The organism is Cobetia sp. MMG027 (assembly GCF_027947415.1).
Lineage (GTDB): Bacteria > Pseudomonadota > Gammaproteobacteria > Pseudomonadales > Halomonadaceae > Cobetia > Cobetia marina.
Window position 1 is genome coordinate 71,505 of the sequence record NZ_JAQJIO010000012.1, and the last position, 14,713, is coordinate 86,217.

A 14,713-nucleotide genomic window follows, 5' to 3' on the forward strand; every position below is an offset into this window, starting at 1 on the left:
CACGATCAAGTTCACAGCGAGAGAGAGTGTTGGATGAGTGAAGGTTTCAGGGATCCTGGCGCGCGCCATGGTCGGCATCTGGTCGTGCTCAGTGGCGCAGGCATCAGCGCGGAAAGCGGTCTGCGCACCTTCCGTGCGGAAGATGGCCTGTGGGAAGAGCACCGTCTGGAGGAGATCGCCACTCCGCAGGCATTTCGGCGTGATCCGCAGAAGGTGCTGCGCTTCTATGATGATCGCCGTGCCCAGGTCCGGCGGGCCAGGCCCAACGCGGCGCACAAGGCACTGGCAGAACTTGAACAGGCCGGTTTTCGTGTCTCGGTGATTACCCAGAATATCGATGATCTGCACGAGCGCGCCGGCTCGCGTGAGGTCATGCATCTGCATGGCGAGATTCTCAAGGCACGCTCGAGCGTCGACCACGGCTTGCGCTACCCGCTGCCGCGCGGTGGCATTCGGCTGGGAGACCTGTGTGACAAGGGCAGTCAGTTGCGCCCGGACGTGGTGTGGTTCGGTGAGGCAGTGCCACTTTACGGCGTCGCCGAAGGCCTCGCGGCGGAAGCGGATCTGCTGTTGATCGTGGGGACCTCGCTCAAGGTGATGCCGGCCTCGAATCTCTATGCAGCGGCACCGTTGGATGCCCCCATCGTGCTGGTGGACCCGAATGCCCATGAGCTGGCGGAGCCCGGCGTGCATCCCCTGGCGGAAAGCGCCGGGCAGGCAGTGCCACGTCTTGTGCGCCATTGGTTGTATCAGGGACACCTGGGCCTGCCTGATACGTTATGATGCGCGGCTTCAGGCCTGCCATGGGCGGTGGGCCAGCAATCCCGGAGGCAAGCAACCTTCGGTGACCGGAAATTGAAAGCATGTTTGAGACGCTGAATCGTTTCTTCCCGCTGTGGGCCCTGTTGTTCGCCGGCCTCGCCGTGCTGGCGCCGGCGCCTTTCGTGGCCCTCAAGGATGTCATCCAGCCGCTGCTGGCCCTGATCATGTTCGCCATGGGACTGACGCTGTCGCGTGAGGATTTCATGCGTGTCGCACGTCGCCCGGGGCCCATCGCGCTGGGCCTGCTGCTGCAATACAGCGTGATGCCGCTGGCTGCCTTCCTGATCGCGCGGCTGCTGGGGCTGGACCCCGCGTTGACGGTCGGCATGGTGCTGGTGGGGGCCACTGCGGGGGGAACCTCCTCCAACGTGATGACCTGGCTCGCCGGTGGTCACGTGGCCCTGTCCGTCTCGATGACCATGGCCTCGACACTGCTCTCCATCGTGATGACGCCGCTGTTGACCTGGTGGCTGCTGGGGACGGACATCGACGTGCCGGTGAGCGGCATGCTGCTGAGCATCGCCAAGCTGGTGGTGGCGCCCATCGTGCTGGGTGTCATCGTGCATCACTTCGCGCGTGACGCCATCCGCGAGTGGGAATCGGCGCTGGCGAGTCTGGCCATGCTGGCGATCGTGTTGATCATCGCCATCGTGGTGTCGCTCAATGTCGGTCGCCTGGCCACGCTGGGCCCGCTGGTGGCATTGGCCGTCGTGGCGCACAACGCCATCGGCCTGAGCGCCGGCTATGGCCTGTCGCGCCTGTTCGGACTGGATGAGCGTACCTCGCGCACCATCGCCATCGAGGTCGGCATGCAGAACTCCGGACTGGCGGCGTCACTGGCCAGCCAGTTCTTCTCCGCCACGGCGGCGTTGCCGGGAGCGATCTTCTCCATCTGGCACAACGTCTCCGGCTCGTTGCTGGCCGGTTACTGGAAGCGTCGGCCGCCGAAGTTCGTGACCGGCGGCAAGCACCGCTACGAGGTATAGCCGCGACACTCGCTGAGTGAACCACGCTCGGCGACATGAGACGGCAACATGAGAAAGGGACACGCATGCTAGAATGCGCGTCCCTTTTTCTTTGGTACTGACCACCCATCATGTGTGATTCCCGTCTTACGCCGGCCGCTGGTCATCCCGCCAGCGTTGATCAAGCCGCTTCCTCCGCCCCGGAGTCGACCGAGCCGGGCGAGGCCAGCGGTATCACGACGCTTCCCAGTGGCGAGCCGGATGAGTGGCACGGACGCCACCCGCGACGGGAATTCAAGGCGCGTGGCAGCCAGGTGATCCGTTGCGAGGCCTGCCGTCTGCCCAGGCTCAACTGCCTGTGCCCGTATCAGGTCAGCGCGCAGTCACGGATCACGTTCTGGTTGATCACCCACCCGCTTGAGCACTACAAGCCCACCAATACCGGGCGCCTGATCGCGGATGTGCTGGCGGGCACCGAGGTCTTCAGCTGGTATCGTGTCGAGCCCGACCCCCGCCTGCTGGCGCTGCTGGAAGATGAGCGCTATCAGCCGTTCATCATCTTCCCGGACGATCAGCCGGACTACGCTGATCGCGTGGTCGACGTGAACGCCATCGCCGGTGTCGGGCCCGAGGTGGCGACGCATACCGCCAGTGGCGAGGAGCGCATTCCGGTCTTCATCCTGCTGGACGGGACCTGGCGTCAGGCGCGTCGCATCTTCCGCAAGAGCCCTTATCTGGATGGTCTGCCGGTGCTGCCGCTGCACACCACGCGTCTGACGCGCTATCACCTGCGCAAGCCGGCGTCCCAGTCACATCTGTGCACGGCGGAGGTGGCGGCGGAGCTGCTGCGTCAGGCGGGGGAGGAGGAGGCGGCCAACGTGCTGGATGATTACTTCGACGCCTTCAACGACTGCTATCGCGCCAGCCGGATTCACTATGTGCTGGAGCCGACCGCACCGATGCGTCGGCTGTTGGCTCGCCGTGAGGCCAAGGCCGGCGAATAGCCGTGACACAGAAGTGAGAACGCCCCCGTCGGAGCCATCTGGCGGGGGCGTTCGCGTTCAGGGGCGGGCAGGAGCTTGTCCGCTCCGCCTGTTGGCAGGGCTCAGCGTCGCCAGAAGGCCGGCGTGAACAGAACCAGAACCGTGAAGATCTCCAGGCGTCCCAGCAGCATCGCCAGAATCAGGATGCCCTTGGCCGCCCCCGGGATATCGCCGTAGTGGGTCGCGACCTCACCGAGTCCCGGCCCCAGGTTGTTGAGCGCAGAGCCGACCGCCGACCAGGCCGTGACCTGATCCAGTCCGGTGGCCAGCATGCCCAGCATCATCAGCACGAACAGCAGCAGGTAGACGGAGAAGAAGCCCCATACTGCCTCCGCGACCCCTTCGGAGATGCGCATCTTGCCCACCTTGACCGAGAGGATGGCGTTGGGGTGGATCAGACGATGCACCTCACGCACGCCCTGCTTGAGAATCAGCAGGATACGGATGACCTTCATGCCGCCGCCGGCGGATCCGGAGCACGCGCCGATGAAGGCGGCGATGAACAGCATCATCGGCAATACGCCCGGCCAGCCGGTGAAGTCGGCGACGCCGAAGCCGGTGGTGGTGGCCACCGAGACGGCCTCGAACAGGCCATGGCGCAGCGCCTTGCTGTCATCGTAGCTGCCGGTGAGCAGCAGGCCGGCGATGGTCACGCAGGTCAGGATCAGCAGCAGGATCAGGAAGAAGCGGGTCTCGGGGTCGCGCAGATAATGACTGATCCGCCCCTCGCGCCAGGCGGCGAAGTGCAGGCCGAAACTGATCGAGGACACCACCATGAAGAACACGCAGATCATCTCGATGGTGGCGGAATCGAAGTAGCCGATACTGGCATCGTGGGTCGAGAAGCCGCCCACCGCGACGGTGGAGAAGCTGTGGCCGAGGGCATCGAACCAGCTCATGCCGGCGGCCCAGTAGCTGGCGAAGCACACCAGGGTCAGGGCGGCGTAGATGTACCAGAGCGCCTTGGCCGTCTCGGTGATGCGCGGCGTCAGCTTGGAGTCCTTCAGCGGCCCGGGGATCTCGGTGCGATAGAGCTGCATGCCGCCGATACCGAGAGTCGGCAGGATCGCCACCGCCAATACCACGATCCCCATGCCGCCCAGCCACTGCAGCTGCTGGCGATAGTAGAGGATGGAGTGGGGCAGCAGATCGAGCCCCGTCATCACCGTCGCCCCGGTGGTGGTAAGTCCCGAGAACGACTCGAACATGGCGTCGATGATCGACAGGTTCGGGTCCTCGGCGAGCAGGAAGGGCAGCGATCCGAAGGCTCCCAGCACCGTCCAGAACAGCACCGTGATCAAGAAGCCATCGCGGTTGCGCAGCTCCTTGCGGGCATGCCGGTTGGGATAGAACAGCGCGAAGCCGGTCAGCAGGGTGATGCCGAGGGCGATGGCAAAGGCGCTGAGGGTGTGGTCCTCGAAGGCCAGCGAGATGAGCATCGGCGGGACCAGCGTCAGGCTGAACAGCATCAGCAGAATGCCGAGGATGCGATAGATGACGCGCAGGCTCATGCACGACCCCCACGCATCATGACGCGGAAGTGGCGGCCCATGCAGCGAGCCCGGCTTGCGAGAGACATCGTGGCGGCCATCATCAGAAGAAGGTCAGCCCGACCTGGAACAGGCGCTCGACTTCCCGGATACGGCGCTTGTCGACCACGAACAGGATGACGTGGTCGTTGGATTCCACCACCAGATCGTGATGCGCGACCAGCACTTCCTTGCCACGCACCACGGCACCGATGGTGGCACCCTCGGGCAGATTGATGTCCTCGATGCGCCGGCCCACCACCTTGGAGGAGCGCTCATCGCCGTGGGCGATGGCCTCGATGGCTTCTGCCGCGCCGCGCCTGAGAGAGTGCACGTTGACGATGTCGCCCTTGCGCACATGCGTCAGCAGACCGCCGATGGTGGCCTGCTGCGGCGAGATGGCGATATCGATCTCGCCACCTTGCACCAGGTCCACGTAGGCCGCGTTGTTGATCAGCGTCAGTACCTTCTTGGCGCCGAGTCGCTTGGCCAGCATCGAGGACATGATGTTGACCTCGTCATCGTTGGTCAGCGCGCAGAAGATGTCGCAGTCCTCGATGTTCTCCTCCAGCAGCAGGCGCTTGGAGGTGGCGCTGCCGTGCAGGACCACGGTGCGGTCGAGGCGCTCGGACAGGTCGGTGCATCGGGCCAGCGAGTGCTCGATGATCTTGACCTGATGGGTGTGCTCCAGCGTCTCGGCCAGGCGCTCACCGATGTGGCCGCCACCGGCGATCACCACGCGACGGAAGTTGCGGTCCACGCGGCGCAGTTCGCCCATCACGGTGCGGATATCCTTGCGCGCCGCGATGAAGAACACCTCGTCATCGGCCTCGATCACGGTATCGCCACGCGGGATGATCGGACGATTGCGCCGGTAGATGGCTGCCACGCGAGTATCCACGTTGGGCATGTGACGACGCAGGAAACCGAGTTCCTGACCGACCAGCGGACCGCCATAGTAGGCCTTTACCGCCACCAGCTGAGCGACGCCATTGGCGAAGTCCAGCACCTGCAGGGCACCGGGATACTCGATCAGGCGGCGGATGTGATCCGTCACCACCTGCTCGGGGCTGATCAGCACGTCCACCGGGATGGCATCGTGGGAGAACAGGCCCTTGCGGGTCAGATAGGCGGTGGAGCGCACCCGCGCGATCTTGGTCGGGGTATGGAACAGGCTGTGGGCGATCTGACAGGCAATCATGTTGACCTCGTCAGAATTGGTCACCGCGATCAGCATGTCGGCATCTTCGCCGCCGGCCTGACGCAGCACCTGGGGATAGCTGGCCGCGCCGGTGACGGTGCGGATATCGAGACGGTTGTGCAGCTCGCGCAGCCGCTCGGTGTCGGTGTCCACGACCGTGATGTCATTTTCTTCATGGGCCAGGTGTTCGGCGAGTGTGCCGCCGACCTGACCTGCACCCAGAATGATGATTTTCATGTCCGGCTCGTCCGCTGTTGCTCAGTCGGCACAGGATAAACCAGTGCCATGACGGAAGACAGCCGTGCCCCGGGAGTCGGGGCACGGCTGTCCTGATGTGCCAGGCGCATCATCTCGCAAGCCGGGATGCGGTACGCCTGTCCGGTGATCCTGCCGAGCGTCAGGCGCCGGCCTTGGTGATGTGCGCCAGATAGAAGCCATCGTGGCCATTGACCTGCGGCAGCATCTGACGACCGGCACCGGAGACGCGGCCCCAGTCGGCCTTGATGGTCTCGGCCTTGGCATCCGGCGTGGCGGCCAGGAAGCGATCCATCACCCGGGCATTCTCCTGGGTGATGATGGAGCAGGTGCCGTAGACCAGGGTGCCGCCGGGCTTGAGCATGCCCCACAGGTTCTCCAGCAGCTTGCCCTGCAGGCGCGCCAGGTCCCCGATGTCGTTCGGGCGACGCAGCAGCTTGATGTCCGGGTGACGGCGGATGACGCCACTGCCGGAGCAGGGCGCGTCGAGCAGGATGACATCGAAGGCTTCGCCGTCCCACCAGTCGCGCTCGCTGGCATCGGCGCACACGACGCCGGCGCCCAGTTCCAGACGCTCCAGCGTCTCTTCCACGCGTTCGAGACGCTCGCCGTCGATGTCGATGGCAGTGGCGTCCAGCGCGGGGAAGCGCTCCAGCATGTCCGCCAGCTTGCCGCCCGGCGCGGTGCAGGCATCCAGCAGGCGCACGCCTTCCCCTTCGGGGTTGATGGCCGTCACGGCAGGGGCCAGCAGCTGACCGGCCAGCTGGGCGGCCTCATCCTGCACGCTGACCAGGCCTTCCTCGAAGCCCGGCAGGGCACTGACGTCGCAGGCGCTGGCCAGGGTGATGCCGTGCTCGGCGAAGGGGCAGGCCACGGCGTCGATCTCGGCGTCGGCCAGCTGGGCGAGGTAGTCCTCGCGGCTGATGGCGGCGACATTGACGCGCAATGTCATCGGGGCCTGGGCGTTGTTGGCGGCGGCGATGGCCTCCCAGTCGTCCGGCCAGTTGCGCTGGAAGGTGTCCAGCAGCCACTGCGGGTGGGAAAGCGCCACGGCGGGGTCCTTGTCGACCTCGGCTTCCAGTGCTTCCTGCTCACGCTGGAAACGACGCAGGCAGGCATTGAGCACGCCCGTCGCCCAGCCCTTGCCCAGGCCGCGTGCGGCGCCAGCGGTCTCACCGACGGCCGCATGCGGCGCGATGCGCATGTACAGCAGCTGATAGAGGCCGAGCAGCAGCAGGGCGTGGATATCCTGATCCTGCGCCTTGAAGGACGATTTCAAAAGCTTGCCCGCGAGTGCGTCCAGACGCGGCAGCTGGCGGCAGACACCGAAGCACAGTGCCTTGTAGAGGCCCTGGTCACGCCCGGCGACGCCAGACGGCAGGCCGTCCAGATTCAGAGAGGTCTTTGTCGCCAGTACCGGCGCCAGGGTGCGCGCAGCGGCAACCCGGACGGCAGCGCCCGGTGAGGCCGGGGCATTGTCAGGCTTGCGGCGTGCACCACCGTGCTTCGAACCACCGCCCTTGCTGCGGGCCGGCGGCAGGGAGTTGCGCTTCTTGCCGTTGCCCTTGGAGGACGGGTTGTCTGACTGGCTCATGCGGAAGTCTCGGTCTGTGAATCGGAATCAGGGGCGTGGTCGGCGCCGAGGACAAGGCCCTCGGGGAAGCGCGCGGCACGTGAGTTGAGCAGGTCCTTGACGGACAGCGGCTTGGCACCGGGCAGCTGGGCACGGGTGATCTCCAGCACCTGATGGCCATCACCGCAGACGATGCGCAGGCAATCATTGCCGGGCGCCAGCAGAGTGCCGGGTGGTACGAAGTCTGCGAGGCGCTGCTCGCCCGTGCGCGACATCCACAGGCGTAGCGGCTCGCCGTCCAGGCGTGTCCAGGCCACCGGCCACGGATTGAAGGCGCGAATGCGCGCGTCCAGCTCGGCGGCGGGACGGGTGAAGTCGAGTTCCGCCTCGGCCTTGGAGAGCTTGGCGGCGTAGGTGACACCTTCCTCGGGCTGTCGGGTCGCCGGAAGATCGCCATCGGCGATGGCGTCGAGGGCCGTGACGATGGCCTCGCCGCCCTGTGCCGCCAGGGCATCATGCAGCTCGCCGCCAGTAGTGCTGGCGGTGATCGGGGTGCGACGGATCAGCAGCATGTCGCCGGTGTCCAGGCCGGCATCCATCTGCATGATGGTGACACCGGATTCGCTGTCGCCGGCCTCGATGGCGCGCTGGATCGGCGCGGCACCGCGCCAGCGTGGCAGCAGGGAGGCATGGATGTTCAGGCAACCGAGGCGCGGGATGTCGAGCACGGCCTGCGGCAGGATCAGCCCGTAGGCCACCACCACCATGATGTCGGCCTCGAGATCGCGCAGGATCTGGCGATCGGCCTCGTCCTTGAAGTTGAGCGGCTGATGGACGGGAAGGTCGTGCTGGAGTGCCAGCTGCTTGACGGGGCCGGGGGTCAGCTTGCGGCCGCGCCCGGAAGGGCGGTCAGGCTGGGTATGGACACTGACGATCTCATGGCGGCTTTCGAGCAGCGCGGCGAGACATTCGGCGGCGAAATCGGGGGTGCCGGCAAAGGCGATGCGCAGGGCTTTCGACATGCAAGAGCTCTCATATGGGGAGCGCGGCCGAGGGCCAGGCTCAAGGTGCTGACGGTAAAGGAGGGATTCAGGCGGTGCCGGTGAATCACTCATCAACAAGCAGGGAGGCCAGAGGAAATCCTCCGGCCTCCCTGCGATGTGACATGGCGCACCGGAGTCCCCTCCGGCGTGCGGATCACGCTTCCTGCAGCTTGTGGCGCTTCTGCATCTTCTTCATCACCCGATCACGCTTGAGCGGGGAGAGGTAGTCGACGAACAGCTTGCCTTCGAGGTGGTCGTTCTCGTGCTGGATGCAATGTGCCAGCAGGCCTTCGGCCTCGAGTTCGTAGGCCTCACCGTTGCGATCCTGAGCGTTGAGCCGTACTTTCAGATAGCGCGGCACTTCGGCGTAGTATTCCGGGATCGACAGGCAGCCTTCCTGCATCGGCTCCTGCGCTTCGCCGATGGGCGTGTATTCGGGATTGACCAATACCAGAGGCTGGGATTGATCTTCGCTGACGTCGATGACGATCAGACGACGATGCACGTCGACCTGGGTAGCGGCGAGGCCAATGCCACGCGCGTCATACATGGTCTCGATCATGTCGTCGATCAGGGTCTGCAGTTCCGCGTCGAAGGTATCGATCGGGGCGGCAACATTGCGCAGACGCTCATCGGGGAATTCAAGAATTTCGCGCTTGGCCATGACTGGTGTAATTACCGTTGTGCTGTCAGTGGAGATTTGCCTGATATTGTAGTGTGCACAGCCGAGGAACGGAACCGATGGCCTTCAATGCTGCTACTATCGCGGCAATAGTCATGATTGATCGCGAGTTCCGTCAGGCAGGGGCAAGGCTGGGCGGCACGCGCTCGGCGCGGGTTTGAGACAGGCCATCACCACCGACAACAACAGGTGGCATCAACGCAAGGGACGCAGGAATGGGCATGAAACGACTGGTCGGCAACGCCGTGTTCACGGCACTCCTTGGCATGGCGACGCTGGGGGCAAGCGCAGGGACGTCGCTGGCGCAGGCGGCAACCGTACGTGATGACGTACCCTCCACCTATGTGGTGGTGCGCGGCGACACGCTGTGGGACATCTCGGGACGCTTTCTGCGTGAGCCCTGGCTGTGGCCGGAAGTCTGGCGTGCCAATCCGCAGATCAAGAATCCACACCTGATCTATCCGGGAGATCGCATCTCGCTCTATTACGAGAACGGCGAGCCTCGTCTGCGCCTGGAGCGTGGCCAGGGCGGCGTGGTCAAGCTCTCGCCCAAGATTCGCAAGATTCCCAAGCGCGAGGCCGTGCCACCGATCCCGCTCGAGAAGATCTCCGCCTTCCTCAAGGACCACCGCGTGGTCGATCCTGGCCTGCTCGAGAATGCGCCCTACGTGGTGGCCGGTGACGACACGCGTCTGATCAGTGGTGCCGGGGATACCGTCTATGCGCGTGGTCAGTGGCCGGCCTATGACACCTTCAGCATCTACCGGACGGGGCAGCGTTACCTGGACCCTGTCACCCAGGAATTCCTGGGCCTGGAGATGATCAGTATCGGGGATGTCCAGCTGGAGCGTCGCGAGGGCGACATCGGCGTGATGCATGTGGTCTCGGCCAATCGCGAGATTCTCAACGGTGATCTGCTGTTGCCGGCCGATGGCGGGGCCATCAGCACCAGCTTCCAGCCACAGCCTCCCGTCGAGGTGTCGGGCGGCGAGATCCTCGCGGCACCGGACGGACTGCGCAACATCGGTCGCAATGACATCGTGGCGCTCAACCGCGGGAGCCGGGATGGCGTGGAGCCGGGCTTCGTGTTCGGTGTCGAGCGTCAGGGCGAGACGATCACCGACCCCAAGACAGGGGAGCCGATCACTCTGCCGGGTGAAGAGGGCGGCCTGCTCATGGTCTTCCGTATCTATGACAAGGTCAGCTATGCCCTGGTGATGAAGGCGGAGCGCCCGCTGAGTGTCGGAGACAAGCTGCTGGAGCCGCATGGCTGAGCAGACATGCCCGGTATTTGATCCGCAACTGTGAGCATCCGCTCGGGAGGTGTGGCGTGTCGATCGATGGTGATGTCGAGCAGCGCCGCCCCTCGCGGGCGGATTTCGTCTTTCTGGCGCGTCTTCCGGGTATCGGTACGCACACCGTGGCCAAGCTGCTTGAACGAGCTGACTGGCCACAGGGGTGGCTGGCGGCACTGCCGTCGCGCCTTGCCGCGCCTGTGCGACTGTGGTGTGAGCGACCCGCGTCTTCACCGCTTCATCAGCAGGTGATGACGGATCTTGCCTGGCATGCGCCAGAGCAGGGGCGTCATCTGCTGACCCCCGCCGATGCTGACTGGCCTGTCATGCTGGCGCTGTTGCCAGACCCGCCCATCGCGCTGTGGGCCCTGGGCAGGCGCTCCCTGCTCGAGCAGCCCATGCTGGCCATCGTCGGTGCCCGCAAGGCGAGTCCCGCTGGCATGACGTATGCGCATGACCTGGCCGCCGAGCTGGTCTCCCGGGGCTGGAGCGTTGCCAGTGGCCTGGCGCTGGGCATCGATGCCGCAGCGCATCAGGGGGCCTTGAATGCTGCGCTGCGCCTGGAAGCCGATGCCTATCCCGCGCCACCCTCGTCTCTCGCCGTGCTCGGGTGTGGCGTCGACGTGACCTATCCTGCCCAGCACCATCAGTTGCGGCTCCGGCTGCTGGAGAGCGGAGGCCTGCTGCTGTCGGAGCATCCGCCTGGTACCGGGGCGCATGCCCGTCATTTCCCGCGTCGCAATCGTCTGATCACCGGCCTCTCGCATGGCGTGCTGGTGGTGGAGGCCACGCTGCGCAGCGGCTCGTTGGTCAGCGCGCGTCTGGCGATGGAGCAGAACCGCGAGGTCTTCGCATTGCCCGGGCGGATCGATGACATCGCCTCCAGCGGATGTCTGGAGCTGATCCGTCAGGGGGCTACCTTGGTGCGTGATGTCGATGACATGCTCGCCGAGCTGAGCCATCTGATGCCGACGGAGCAGCGTCGCCCCTTGGCCAGCCCTCGAGGTGTCGTTGACTCGCCATCCACGCCTCGCGTCTCCTCCTCCCGTTCCGTGCCGACGGGGGCGCGCGGCAATGCGCTACCCGAGAATCTGCCGCTGCTGGAGGGGGACAGGCCTGTCGCGGAGACGTCACCTGTGCCTGCCCCGCTGTGTTATCTGAGTGCGATGCCACTGGCACTGGATCAACTGGTGGAGCTCTCGGGGACGCATGTGAGTGTCCTGAGCATGCAGCTTCTGGAGCTGGAGCTGGAAGGGCGTGTGGTGCAGGCGCCGGGAGGCTGGAAACGCCTGTAAGCCGTTCAGACATCCCGTCATGGCCCGTCGTGTTTCACGCAAGCTTGCGCAGCGAGCCGTCTCTAGACATCAAAACGCCCTTCAGCGCTGCCTCGGCGGCATCTGAAGGGCGTTCCTGTTTTCTGCAACCCTCAGGCGAGCGTGACTCGCCTGAGGGCGTTGCCGGCCATGCATGGCCGGCAACGTGAACTCACTTGCCTTGGCTGACGCTGCCGCTCTCGGGTTGCCAGACATTCAGTGCCGCCTCGCGCATGGCACGCTTCTCGGCATCGCTTGCTCCCCAGTTGCCGTCATAGACGACACCTTCCCATTCGCCGTAGGTCGGGTTGGGCAGCATGATGAAGCGGCGTCCGAATTCACCGGCCTGCTTCTCGACTTCCGCGTGGCGTGCCGCGCTGGTGGCTTGCTGGAAGGCCTGATCGAAGTCCCCCAGGTTGTCACCCATCAGGATGACGATGTCGTGCTCGGCCGTGACGCTGGCGCGGCGTGCGGTCTTGTCGGAGCTGTCGGTACGCGGCATCACGTGCTCGGCATTCGCCTGCGGGAAGCCCAGTGCGGCGAGATTGTCGATGGTGGCCTGCTTGCCGACCGCCTTGCGATTGGTGATGTAGTAGACATCGACACCGCTGTCGTGGGCGTAGTTGAGGAAGTCGACGGCGCCCGGGGAGGCGGTGGAGACGGCGTCGTCTACCCAGTCCGCCCAGCTCTGGCTGTCGTAGGTACGGCCTTCGCGCAGCGCCCAGCCACCATAGCTGGTGGTGTCGAGCACGGTATCATCGACATCCACGACCACCGCGAGTGGCTTGTCCTCGGCAGTGCGGCGCGCGAGTGCCAGATTCAGACGATCATGCGCCACATTGAAGGCCTGCAGCGACAGGCCATGGAATTCAGCGCTGCGTTGTATCCAGAGGGTCGCCAGCATGGCCTGGTCGCTGAGTGGAGCGGCCTGGGCGGCGGCGGGGGCCCCACCTTCGGTGGAATTCAGGGAAGGCGTCTGTTCCACTGTCGGGGCTCCAGAGCTGGCACAGCCGGCCATCGTCAACAGGAGGGCGGCAGACGTACTGAGGGTCGCAAGACGGCGCATGAGGCAGGGTTTCCTTGTTCGGGAGGAGAGGGTGGATTCGTGGTGACCTGCGGTCATCGTGATCCAGGGATGATGCGATTGCGGGATGATGACGTGATGTCGGTGCCATCATAAGTCATGCCTGCGCGACTCAGCGTTGCGTCGGCCTCGCGCTGAGTGGCGTGGTAGAATCCGCCGACTGTCGATGCGGCGACAGGCAAGCCGCCTCGCCGTATCCCCTCTGCCAGTGTCCATTTCCAGGAGTCCGTGCGGATCATGAATGCCAGTGCTGTTTCGTTCGATCTTTCCGCGGTAGCGGCGGCTGCCGAGCATGTGCGTGGTGGCGGCATCGTCGCCTATCCCACCGAGGCCGTGTGGGGGTTGGGGTGTGACCCCGACGATGGCGAGGCGCTGTCGCGCCTGATCCGGCTCAAGGAGCGCGATCCGTCCAAGGGGCTGATCCTGATCGCCGGCGACGTGACGCAGATCGAGCCCTGGCTTGAAGGGATCTCCGAGCAGCAACGTGAACGGTTGATGGCCAGCTGGCCCGGCCCCTTCACCTGGCTGGTGCCTGACAATGGTCGCGCCCATCCGCTGCTCAAGGGAGAGCACGTGAGTCTGGCGGTACGTGTCAGTGATCACCCTCTGGTCCAGGCGCTGTGTGCGGCGCTGGATGGCCCGCTGGTATCCACCTCGGCCAATCGTGCGGGAGACGCTCCGGCGATGACGGCTGCCGAAGTGCAGGCTGCCTTCGGTGAGGCGCTGGCGGATGACGTGATTCTGACGGGGCCGCTGGGCGGCAATCCTCGCCCCAGTACCATTCGTGATCTGGTGACCGGCGAGGTCCTGCGGGCCTGAGCGTTCACTTTCTTGATGCAGGTCAGGCACGCAGACGAGTTCGTCTGCCCGGCCCGCGCGGGAGGGGTATGCTGGCGCTTTCGTTTTCCTCGGCAAGCGCAGCGACGTTATCGTCGCTTTGACATCTTTCATTTTTCGATTCATCGGAGGCATCGTGGCACACGCCAATCTTGAAGACGTGAAGGTCTACCTGCTCGACCTGCAGGACCGCCTGTGTGATGCATTGCAAGCCTGCGATGGCAAGGCTGACTTTCGAGAAGACAGCTGGGAGCGTGCCGAAGGGGGTGGCGGCCGCTCACGAGTCATCGAGAATGGCGGTGTCTTCGAGAAGGGCGGCGTCAATTTCTCGCATGTCTTCGGTCACGAGCTGCCGGCCTCGGCGACTGCCGTTCGTCCTGAGCTGGCGGGCCGCAGTTTCCACGCGGTGGGGGTCAGCTGGGTGTTGCATCCCCATAATCCGCATGTCCCGACCAGTCATGGCAACGTGCGCTTCTTCATCGCCGAGAAGGAAGGCGAGGAGCCGGTCTGGTGGTTCGGAGGTGGTTACGACCTGACGCCGTTCTATCCGGTGCTGGAAGATGCCCGTCATTGGCACCAGACCGCGCACGATGCCTGCATCGCCTTCGGCAGTGATGTCTATCCTCGCTACAAGGCCTGGTGTGACGAGTATTTCTATCTCAAGCATCGCGGTGAGACGCGTGGCATCGGCGGCCTGTTCTTCGATGATCTCAACGAGTGGGGCTTCGAGCGTTGCTTCGCCTTCCAGCAGTCAGTGGGAGACAGCTTCCTCGATGCCTATCTGCCCATCGTCGAGCGCCGTCGTGATACGGCCCATGGCGAGCGTGAACGCAACTTCCAGCTCTATCGTCGCGGCCGGTACGTGGAATTCAATCTGGTCTGGGACCGTGGCACCCTGTTCGGCCTGCAGAGCGGCGGACGCACCGAGTCCATCCTGATGTCGATGCCGCCGGTGGTCCACTGGGAGTATGGTTACCAGCCCGAGGAAGGCAGTCCCGAAGCCGCGCTCTATCGTGACTTCCTGCATGCCCGCGACTGGCTGGGCGAAGAGGCTTGATCGCGTCATTGGCC

13 protein-coding genes are annotated in these 14,713 nt (G+C 64.8%); 7 read left to right on the forward strand and 6 right to left on the reverse strand.

Going from position 1 to position 14,713, the window contains the following annotated elements; all coding sequences use genetic code 11:
* The first annotated feature begins 33 nt into the window (after positions 1-33).
* From PJK54_RS15890 to PJK54_RS15900, 3 genes are all read left to right on the forward strand, one after another.
* On the forward strand, positions 34-783 hold the full coding sequence (locus PJK54_RS15890; RefSeq protein WP_271303337.1) for an SIR2 family NAD-dependent protein deacylase: 750 nt from the start codon (positions 34-36) through the stop codon (positions 781-783).
* A gap of 80 nt (positions 784-863) precedes the next feature.
* Positions 864-1,808: a bile acid:sodium symporter family protein gene (locus tag PJK54_RS15895; RefSeq protein ID WP_077380107.1), complete on the forward strand. Its 945-nt coding sequence runs from the start codon at positions 864-866 to the stop codon at positions 1,806-1,808.
* Between the two features lie 110 nt (positions 1,809-1,918).
* Entirely contained in the window at positions 1,919-2,791 is an 873-nt protein-coding gene (locus PJK54_RS15900; protein WP_077380105.1) for a tRNA-uridine aminocarboxypropyltransferase, read from the forward strand.
* Between the two features lie 101 nt (positions 2,792-2,892).
* Here the strand turns inward: PJK54_RS15900 and PJK54_RS15905 are convergent, their stop codons facing one another.
* From PJK54_RS15905 to def, 5 genes are all read right to left on the reverse strand, one after another.
* Positions 2,893-4,341 carry a TrkH family potassium uptake protein gene (locus PJK54_RS15905; protein WP_077380103.1) on the reverse strand — a complete coding sequence of 483 codons (1,449 nt, stop codon included), beginning with the start codon at positions 4,339-4,341 and terminating at the stop codon, positions 2,893-2,895.
* 82 nt (positions 4,342-4,423) lie between these two features.
* Positions 4,424-5,797: a Trk system potassium transporter TrkA gene (gene trkA, locus PJK54_RS15910; RefSeq protein ID WP_077380101.1), complete on the reverse strand. Its 1,374-nt coding sequence runs from the start codon at positions 5,795-5,797 to the stop codon at positions 4,424-4,426.
* A gap of 160 nt (positions 5,798-5,957) precedes the next feature.
* On the reverse strand, positions 5,958-7,409 hold the full coding sequence (rsmB, locus tag PJK54_RS15915) for a 16S rRNA (cytosine(967)-C(5))-methyltransferase RsmB (protein ID WP_271303338.1): 1,452 nt from the start codon (positions 7,407-7,409) through the stop codon (positions 5,958-5,960).
* Positions 7,406-8,410 (reverse strand): methionyl-tRNA formyltransferase, encoded by a 1,005-nt coding sequence (gene fmt, locus PJK54_RS15920; RefSeq protein ID WP_271303339.1) that lies wholly within the window; start codon positions 8,408-8,410, stop codon positions 7,406-7,408. The genes rsmB and fmt overlap by 4 nt, the downstream gene beginning before the upstream one ends.
* A 175-nt stretch (positions 8,411-8,585) precedes the next feature.
* Complete coding sequence (gene def, locus PJK54_RS15925; protein WP_077380095.1) at positions 8,586-9,095, reverse strand: peptide deformylase; 510 nt, start codon at positions 9,093-9,095, stop codon at positions 8,586-8,588.
* 239 nt (positions 9,096-9,334) lie between these two features.
* Between def and PJK54_RS15930 the strand changes: the two genes are divergently transcribed.
* Both PJK54_RS15930 and dprA read left to right on the forward strand, forming a co-directional pair.
* Entirely contained in the window at positions 9,335-10,387 is a 1,053-nt protein-coding gene (locus PJK54_RS15930) for a LysM peptidoglycan-binding domain-containing protein (protein WP_205632725.1), read from the forward strand.
* 56 nt (positions 10,388-10,443) lie between these two features.
* The gene (gene dprA / locus PJK54_RS15935; RefSeq protein WP_271303340.1) at positions 10,444-11,703 is read left to right on the forward strand and encodes a DNA-processing protein DprA; all 1,260 of its coding nucleotides are present in this window, start codon (positions 10,444-10,446) and stop codon (positions 11,701-11,703) included.
* A 190-nt stretch (positions 11,704-11,893) separates the two neighbouring features.
* On the opposite strand, the gene PJK54_RS15940 is transcribed toward dprA, so the two are convergent.
* Positions 11,894-12,787: a 5'-nucleotidase, lipoprotein e(P4) family gene (locus PJK54_RS15940; RefSeq protein WP_271303341.1), complete on the reverse strand. Its 894-nt coding sequence runs from the start codon at positions 12,785-12,787 to the stop codon at positions 11,894-11,896.
* A gap of 255 nt (positions 12,788-13,042) precedes the next feature.
* Between PJK54_RS15940 and PJK54_RS15945 the strand changes: the two genes are divergently transcribed.
* Entirely contained in the window at positions 13,043-13,624 is a 582-nt protein-coding gene (locus PJK54_RS15945) for an L-threonylcarbamoyladenylate synthase (RefSeq protein ID WP_077380089.1), read from the forward strand.
* Between the two features lie 154 nt (positions 13,625-13,778).
* Complete coding sequence (gene hemF / locus PJK54_RS15950; protein ID WP_077380086.1) at positions 13,779-14,699, forward strand: oxygen-dependent coproporphyrinogen oxidase; 921 nt, start codon at positions 13,779-13,781, stop codon at positions 14,697-14,699.
* Positions 14,700-14,713: the final 14 nt, after the last annotated feature.

Bases quoted from the DNA above. Each gene is read 5' to 3' on its own strand.
- PJK54_RS15890 (WP_271303337.1), top strand. From the start codon at position 34: ATGAGTGAAGGTTTCAGGGATCCTGGCGCGCGCCATGGTCGGCATCTG.
- PJK54_RS15895 (WP_077380107.1), top strand. From the start codon at position 864: ATGTTTGAGACGCTGAATCGTTTCTTCCCGCTGTGGGCCCTGTTGTTC.
- PJK54_RS15900 (WP_077380105.1), top strand. From the start codon at position 1,919: ATGTGTGATTCCCGTCTTACGCCGGCCGCTGGTCATCCCGCCAGCGTT.
- PJK54_RS15905 (WP_077380103.1), bottom strand. From the start codon at position 4,341: ATGAGCCTGCGCGTCATCTATCGCATCCTCGGCATTCTGCTGATGCTG.
- trkA (WP_077380101.1), bottom strand. From the start codon at position 5,797: ATGAAAATCATCATTCTGGGTGCAGGTCAGGTCGGCGGCACACTCGCC.
- rsmB (WP_271303338.1), bottom strand. From the start codon at position 7,409: ATGAGCCAGTCAGACAACCCGTCCTCCAAGGGCAACGGCAAGAAGCGC.
- fmt (WP_271303339.1), bottom strand. From the start codon at position 8,410: ATGTCGAAAGCCCTGCGCATCGCCTTTGCCGGCACCCCCGATTTCGCC.
- def (WP_077380095.1), bottom strand. From the start codon at position 9,095: ATGGCCAAGCGCGAAATTCTTGAATTCCCCGATGAGCGTCTGCGCAAT.
- PJK54_RS15930 (WP_205632725.1), top strand. From the start codon at position 9,335: ATGAAACGACTGGTCGGCAACGCCGTGTTCACGGCACTCCTTGGCATG.
- PJK54_RS15940 (WP_271303341.1), bottom strand. From the start codon at position 12,787: ATGCGCCGTCTTGCGACCCTCAGTACGTCTGCCGCCCTCCTGTTGACG.
- PJK54_RS15945 (WP_077380089.1), top strand. From the start codon at position 13,043: ATGAATGCCAGTGCTGTTTCGTTCGATCTTTCCGCGGTAGCGGCGGCT.